The 5,709-nt window shown below is 40.9% G+C and carries 5 protein-coding genes; 3 read left to right on the top strand and 2 right to left on the bottom strand.

All coding sequences use genetic code 11. From position 1 onward, the window contains the following. Positions 1-102 precede the first annotated feature (102 nt). Together rnhA and ACM0OP_RS23600 are read right to left on the bottom strand one after the other, a co-directional pair. Positions 103-1,014, bottom strand: a complete 912-nt coding sequence (rnhA, locus tag ACM0OP_RS23605; RefSeq protein WP_414530836.1) for a ribonuclease HI — start codon at positions 1,012-1,014, stop codon at positions 103-105. A gap of 460 nt (positions 1,015-1,474) precedes the next feature. Beyond that, entirely contained in the window at positions 1,475-2,251 is a 777-nt protein-coding gene (locus ACM0OP_RS23600) for a GUN4 domain-containing protein (protein ID WP_414530835.1), read from the bottom strand. 269 nt (positions 2,252-2,520) lie between these two features. Between ACM0OP_RS23600 and ACM0OP_RS23595 the strand changes: the two genes are divergently transcribed. From ACM0OP_RS23595 to ACM0OP_RS23585, 3 genes are all read left to right on the top strand, one after another. Beyond that, positions 2,521-3,516 carry an ABC transporter ATP-binding protein gene (locus ACM0OP_RS23595; protein ID WP_414530839.1) on the top strand — a complete coding sequence of 332 codons (996 nt, stop codon included), beginning with the start codon at positions 2,521-2,523 and terminating at the stop codon, positions 3,514-3,516. Beyond that, on the top strand, positions 3,517-4,329 hold the full coding sequence (locus tag ACM0OP_RS23590) for an ABC transporter permease (RefSeq protein WP_414530834.1): 813 nt from the start codon (positions 3,517-3,519) through the stop codon (positions 4,327-4,329). Between the two features lie 51 nt (positions 4,330-4,380). Further along, positions 4,381-5,709 (top strand): GldG family protein (locus ACM0OP_RS23585; protein ID WP_414530838.1); only part of this gene is annotated, 1,329 nt, incomplete at its 3' end.

Raw genomic sequence — 5,709 nt, 5'->3', positions numbered from 1 at the left:
CCACCTTTTTTGGTTGGAAACTCGCTCTAGGCCTACTTGTGTGTACACCGTAGCCCCGCAAGCGAGGAGGGGAGTAAGAGGTAAATTTAGTGGAGTTACGAATTACGAATCGTCTTCGTTTTCTAGGCGATCGCCTCTTTCTAGTTCCCAGAGAATTTGATTTCCTTCCCGTCTTACCCGTGAGACAATCCAGTTCCGCCAGCGCCATTCGTCTCCTCTACTAGTGACAGCGCTGGCGTGGACATCCATCAAGTCTGCTAGTTCTGAACTTGTAATTAAGTAGCCTTTTTCCGAAATTTCATCAGCTATACGCAGAGTTTCCAGCAAGTTTTTCAGTTGCTTTACCCTGGTTGTAGATAATTTTTCTTCATTTACGGCCGCAGTTTGTGCGGTGGATGTTTCCATGATGTTTATATCTGATATAAAAGTACCGTCATCTTGTGTACTTTTGTTAAATATTTTAGAATTAGATGCATAATCTGCTACTTGTTCTACATTTGCTTCACTTAGAGAATGTAAAGACTTGTAGGATTCAGTGGCGGATAATTCTTGTAGAGAAGGGATTTGACCGCTAGCGAATGAGCGAGCGATCGCATCACAACGCTCGTTACCTATGTTACCAGAATGTCCCCGGACGTGTTGCCAATTTACTTGGCGAGTATTGAGTTGATCGAGAATTTCTAACAGGTCTTGGTTCTGGACTGGTTTACCGTCTGCTTTTTTCCAGCCTCTTTTTTTCCATCCTGGTAACCACTTGGTGACGCAGTTAATCAGGTATTCGCTATCGGTGTAGAGGGTGATGGGTTCAGCTTGTCCTGATGCGTGAAAGAAATTTAAAGCTGCGATCGCCGCTTGCATTTCCATTTTATTATTAGTGGTATGACTGGCAGCATCACCCATTTCTTGAACTTTGCCATCACTGAAATAAGCGACAACACCCCAACCCCCAGGGCCAGGGTTCCCAGTACAAGCGCCATCGGTGTAGATACTTTTAATTTTGCGTTGATTGGACATAGTGAATCGCACTGCATTGGTAAGCAGCAGAAATTTAGCGGCGAAAGATGGGAAGCAATATATAGGTTAACGCTGCAAAAATCAATCCTCTGTACCTCAAAGACTTGTGTTTGGTCAGTGAAGCTAGTCTAATAGGTGCGATCGCACTCTCAAGATTTCGCAAATCCTGTATAATATATTGCTAGCGGAGCATAACTTTTAGCAATGCTTCTTTAAGTATTGAGATAAATTATCCATCGCCATAGCCCTGTTTTTGGCAGTTTCTTCGTCATCTGGCTCCAATTCTAAAGCTTTGTCGTAGGATGCGATTTCTTCTTCATATCATACTAAATCACCTAGAAACAAACCTCGCTGGAACCAAGTTTCATATTAGTCTGATTTAAATTCTATAACTTTGTCATAAGCCACCACAAGAGCGTTTTTTGAGTAAGACAAAGCCCTTGGTCTGTAATTTTATATTTTAAAAGTCTCGACGTGAGAGAAGAGACACACACAACAACTTGCGACACATACCCGCGTTATACCACCAATAGCAGGGGAGGTGTCCTTGCGGGGCTTTCTTATTAAAAATTCTATCTCTGTGGTACAAATATCTGTAGTAAGATATTCCTTCGTCTGTCCATTCTACCTCGTCAATTAATTGCTCCCAGATTGTTCCGTCGTACTGTTTCGTTCCTCCAAAACCTTGATAAATCCTTTTCTGTTCAGAAAAACCAAATTTACCATCACTGTATTGTATCCACAATTGGTCAATCGTGTGCAGGTCTTCACAGGGAAAATCATCAATATCTTCTTGTCTTAATCTACCTTCTTCTTCTCGATCCATAGCTCTTAACATTACCCTTGCTGTTTCCTCATCAGCTTCGTCCCACATCCCTACTTTCAGTAAGCCACGCAGTTTCCTGTAGTTTATTCCTACGGCTGATTTTAGTTGTTTGTCTTCAAATATTTTCAATGCTTGTTTCACTCTTTTTTCTATACGAGTGTTTAATAAAGAATAAGCCGCATCTCGTACTTCTATAGATTCATCATTTAAAGCTTGAATTACCAAATCTAAAATTGATTCTACATAATTCAAAGCCTGTGAAATTTCTGCTATTCTTGTCTGTTGGTCAGGATGATTCATCTGTAATTTGACATCTTCAATACTACCCAAAACATCTGACCATTCTGAAGATTGATTTTCGCCACTAAGCACTGCATCATATTTTCCCTGTGGCTGCGGATTATTCAACATTAGTTAATACTTAGATTTTAATGTTTTATTGTATTAAATATACCATCATTGGTTTGTAAGAGTAAATTAGTGATGGCTACTTTGAGCCAAAGTATTACAACGCGCTGGGAGGGGTTCTTCCGTAAACTCTACGACTACTCACATATTTTAGCGAATTTGCTGATTTTTAGTCATGCCAGAAATCCCAGCACTTTATCCCAGTCCTAATCCCTACATGATCTAAGATGATTGGGTATTGTATATCTGAGCGATCGCCTAACAAAGAGAAGATGATTGAAGTAGAACATCTCAGTAAAACCTACGGTTCCACCCCAGCTATTAATGATGTCACCTTTAGCGTCGAACCTGGGGAAATTTTAGGGTTTTTGGGGCCGAATGGTGCTGGTAAAACTACAACCATGCGGATTTTAACCGGTTATCTCCCAGCTACAGAGGGGAAAGCCAGAATTGCTGGTTTTGATGTTAATGATGATTCCCTCGCAGTCCGCCAGCGCATTGGTTATTTGCCTGAGACACCGCCTTTATATCCAGAAATGACGGTGGAAGGGTTTTTACATTTTGTAGCCCGAATTAAGGGTATTTCCGCAGGCGATCGCACCGAAAAGGTGACAGCCGCTATCAAACGCTGCAACTTGGAAGATAAGCGCAAAGTCATTATTCGCAAACTATCCAAAGGATATCGTCAAAGAGTCGGCATTGCTCAAGCCATTGTTCATGATCCCCCGGCGATTATTTTAGATGAACCCACAGTAGGACTTGATCCCCGGCAAATTATTGAGGTTCGCAATTTAATTAAAAGCCTCGCTGGGACTCATACGATTATTTTGTCTACCCACATTTTGCCAGAGGTGAGTATGACTTGTAGCCGGGTAGCTATTATTAATAAAGGAAAATTAGTAGCAACTAATACACCAGAAAACCTGATGACACAGTTGGCAGGTGGTGCAGGATATGAATTAGAAATTGAGGGAAATAGTAGTTTAGCCAAACAAGTTTTGCAAAATGTCCCTGGTGTCAGTCTGGTAGAATCTGTTTTTAGTAATCACCCACCCAGAGAAAACCGCGCCCACTTGCGGGTAATATCAAAACCAGGAATTGAACCGGGAACGGATATAGCTGCAATGTTACTTAATTCCGGCTTTGGATTACATGAAATGCGCCGTGTCAGCGCTACCCTAGAAGATGTATTTTTGCAACTGACTACAGAAGAAAAAAATCTAGATGTCGTTGCAGATTCAGAAACCACCGAAGGAGAAGCAGCATAAATGGGTATAGTTCTGAGCAATATTATTGCCATTTATCGCCGAGAGTTACAGAGTTATTTTATCTCGCCCTTAGCTTATGCGATCGCTAGTGTATTTTGGCTAATAGGTGGGTTATTCTTTGTCACAATTTTGCTAGGGCCAGATGGTATTATCTCCGCAGTCATCCAAATAGATTTACAAGGAGAACAACTAGGCGCACCAACACCGCCCATAGATGTCCCCTATGAATTTGTCAGGGCATTCTTGGATAGAATTGGTTGGTTATTGTTATTTATTTTACCAATTCTCTCAATGGGATTGTATGCGGAAGAACGCAAGCGCGGCACTTTGGAATTATTAGCCACCTCACCTGTGACTAACTGGGCGGTAGCTGTAGGTAAATTATTAGGGGTACTGACATTTTTTACCACCATGATTGTGCCATTGTTTGTATTTCAGGCGATCGCCATCAGTGCCTCAAATCCTCCCATGTCCCTAACTATTCCCTTAGTAGGGCATTTGGGCTTAATCTTGTTAGCAGCAGCCATCTTATCATTAGGAATGTTTATTTCCTCCCTCACAGACAGCACAATTTTATCTGCTGTCCTCACCTTTGCCCTGGTTCTATTGTTATTATTTGTGGATGTAATTGCCAAAAGCATCGGCGGTTCAGTGGGAGAAATAGTAGGTCATTTCTCATTATTAAAACATTACAACACCCTCATCCAAGGAATTTTTGACACCAGCGCCATAATTTTATTTACCAGTTACATTGTTTTAGGTATCTTTCTCACAGCCCAGTCAATTGATGCCCTGCGTTTTCAACGTCGGTAATTAGTAATTAATTGACTGTTGACCAATGACCAATGACCAATGACTAATCACATGAAGACTATCAAAAAAAACAAACTGGGAAAATATTTATTTTGGCTAGGTCCCTTTTTAGTAGCTGTCGGCTTAACATCAGGGTTAGTTTCCGGAAACTGGGGAATCATTCCGCTCATCTTCCTCATCGCCGGTACTCTGATTATTGGGTTATGGATAATCTTGCAAAGCCAGCAACATAAATGGTGGAATAGCCGTTCAACTCAAGCCAGCACTAACGCCTTAGTTGCAACTGTCGCCGTCTTAGTAATTTTAGGCTTAATTAACTTTTTAGGGACTCGCTACAACTTCCGCCAAGACTTAACAGAAACCCAGTTATTTACCCTAGCCCCCCAATCAAAAGAATTATTAAATAACTTACCCCAACCAGTGAAAGTCTGGATATTTGATGTTAATAGAAATCCACAAGATAGGGAACTATTAGAAAATTATCGGCGACAAACTTCTAATTTTCAGTTTGAATATATTGACCCCCAATCTCAACCCACCCTAGCAAACAAATTTGGAGTCAAAAACTATGGCGAAGTTTATTTAGAATCTGGAGACAATCGCCAATTAGTGGAAACCTTAAATGTCAATCAACGTTTGTCAGAAGTTAGATTAACAAATCGCCTACAACAAATTACCAATACCACCACAATTCCAGTTTACTTTTTGCAAGGTCATGGCGAACAAGCAATGATATCCGGTCAAGAAGGAATTGCACAAGCTATTCAAGGATTAAATGATAGAAATTATGTAACATTACCACTGAACTTAGTAGAAAAATCTGAAGTTCCAGAAGACGCAGCTTTAGTTGTAGTCGCCGGTCCCCAAAGAGAATTATTTGATAACGAAGTCAAAGCCTTACAAAATTATCTCAATAGTGGTGGTAATGCACTATTCATGATTGACCCCAATACAGAAACTAATCTTGATGGCTTGTTACAAGAGTGGGGTGTAATTTTAGATAATCGCTTAGTAGTGGATGTTTCCGGTACAGGTGTAGGACTTGGCCCTGCTGTTCCCATTGTCACCAATTATGGAGAACACCCCATTACACAACAGTTTAGGAACGGTATTTCTTTTTATCGATTAGCCAGACATTTAGAAATTAATCCCGTCCCTGGTATTGAAGCTATTTCCCTACTGCTAACCCAACCTTATCCTCAGAGTTGGGCAGAAAGTGACCTCAAAAGTGAAAGATTAGAGTTTGACCCAGACACAGACATCCCAGGACCTCTAACTTTGGGTGTGGCTTTGACAAGAACAATACCAGCCACAAATAACCCCACAACAGAAACTAATTCTCTTCCCGAAGTTTCACCCACAACGGAAGCAGAAACTGAA

Origin of the sequence: Nodularia chucula CCY0103 (genome assembly GCF_963923915.1) — a bacterium.
GTDB classification, from domain to species: Bacteria; Cyanobacteriota; Cyanobacteriia; order Cyanobacteriales; family Nostocaceae; genus Nodularia; species Nodularia chucula.
Note: the sequence above shows the minus strand (reverse complement) of the source record. Positions and strands in the feature narration are given on the sequence as shown.

Bases quoted from the DNA above. Each gene is read 5' to 3' on its own strand.
- rnhA (WP_414530836.1), bottom strand. From the start codon at position 1,014: ATGTCCAATCAACGCAAAATTAAAAGTATCTACACCGATGGCGCTTGT.
- ACM0OP_RS23600 (WP_414530835.1), bottom strand. From the start codon at position 2,251: ATGTTGAATAATCCGCAGCCACAGGGAAAATATGATGCAGTGCTTAGT.
- ACM0OP_RS23595 (WP_414530839.1), top strand. From the start codon at position 2,521: ATGATTGAAGTAGAACATCTCAGTAAAACCTACGGTTCCACCCCAGCT.
- ACM0OP_RS23590 (WP_414530834.1), top strand. From the start codon at position 3,517: ATGGGTATAGTTCTGAGCAATATTATTGCCATTTATCGCCGAGAGTTA.